The organism is Alcaligenes sp. 13f (assembly GCF_020496585.1).
Classification (GTDB): domain Bacteria; phylum Pseudomonadota; class Gammaproteobacteria; order Burkholderiales; family Burkholderiaceae_B; genus Alcaligenes; species Alcaligenes phenolicus.
The window spans coordinates 1-1240 of record NZ_JAHKKC010000057.1 but is presented as its reverse complement, the minus strand read 5'-3'; the positions used below and the strand labels follow the sequence as shown (position 1 = coordinate 1240).

General features: G+C 55.2%; 1 protein-coding gene. It reads right to left on the bottom strand.

Features of this window, described 5'->3' with window-relative positions; translation table 11 throughout:
* Positions 1–70: 70 nt before the first annotated feature.
* Positions 71–1021 (bottom strand): IS110 family transposase, encoded by a 951-nt coding sequence (locus tag KOE80_RS20110; RefSeq protein ID WP_226349842.1) that lies wholly within the window; start codon positions 1019–1021, stop codon positions 71–73.
* Between the last annotated feature and the right edge of the window lie 219 nt (positions 1022–1240).

The window sequence follows — 1240 nt, the reverse complement described above, 5'->3', positions numbered from 1 at the left end:
CTGCTGTTTGAGCGGGACGCTTGTGGTTCGTCCGGGGGACGAACCACCCCGCGAGGTTCTATGGTTTGGGTCAAGCTGTTTTAGGTAATAGTTTGGACGGATCAAAGGCTTGCCCGCTTTTCCACACGGCATATGCAATGCGTAGCAACTTACGAGCCAGAATCACAATCGATTCTGTGCCCGCTAGGCCTCGGGCACGATACGCTTCATACAACGGTTTACATGCCGTACTGCGGCAGGCCGACATCGCGGCCAAATACAATTGTCGGCGCAGCAGAGCCGGCCCACGCTTGCTGATACGACGACGTCCTCGCTTGGTCCCTGAGTCATTGGGCCGTGGATCGAGCCCGCTATACGCGACTAAGGCATCCGCATTAGCAAAGGGAATACGATTGAGCAGTTCGGTCAACAAGGCCGCTGTCTGTTGACCGATGCCGCTCACACTACGCAAGCGTTGATATCCCTGTTCGAGCTGCGGGTCGTTCGCAATCAAATGCTGTATTTGTTGATCCATTGAGGCCAGCACAACATCAAATCCATGTTGCAATGCTTGGGTATCCACACCTGCTAGGTTCACATCGGTAAAAGCCTGGCGTAAAGCGCTCTGGTGAGTGATCACTTGAGCGCGACGAGACAACAGTTGACGCAACTGTTGTTGCTCGGGGGTGAGCGGTTGCCAGGCCTGCAAGCTGGGTTGATGCTCTTGCAGGTAGCGGACAATGACCTCTGCATCAATGTTATCGGTCTTGGCCCGGCTGCCTAGGGCTCGTGCATAGTAAAAGACATCACGCGCGTTCAAGATATAGACCGTCAAGCCATGCAGATGAGCCAACTGCGCCAGTAAGGCGTGGTAACTGCCCGTTGATTCCATGGCAATCTGCGCGTGTTCTGGCACTGTTTTTAACCAACGTGTAATGCCTACAGTTGTGTTGGCAATGATGCAGGGCCGTTCACCCGCTACGCTGATGACAAGCTCAGCCTTGGCAACATCGACACCGATATAAAGCACAGTCGTTTGCATGGGAACACCTCCAAAGCGCACAATGGGTAACGTCGGGGTGTACGCCATCCGGCTCGTTGACTTGCGTTCAGATCGGCGGTCGCGGTTCGATGAACGGCGCCGCTCAGTTCCTTATCGACGGTGATGGGTGGGGCGGGAGAGTTCTCGCGGTGTCGGTCCGGCATTGGCCGATAGTTCAGGATGTCCCTCCACCCCGACACCTTAACCATACAAGTTCAG

Excerpts from the sequence above, each read along its gene's own strand:
- KOE80_RS20110 (WP_226349842.1), bottom strand. The coding sequence starts at position 1,021 with ATGCAAACGACTGTGCTTTATATCGGTGTCGATGTTGCCAAGGCTGAG.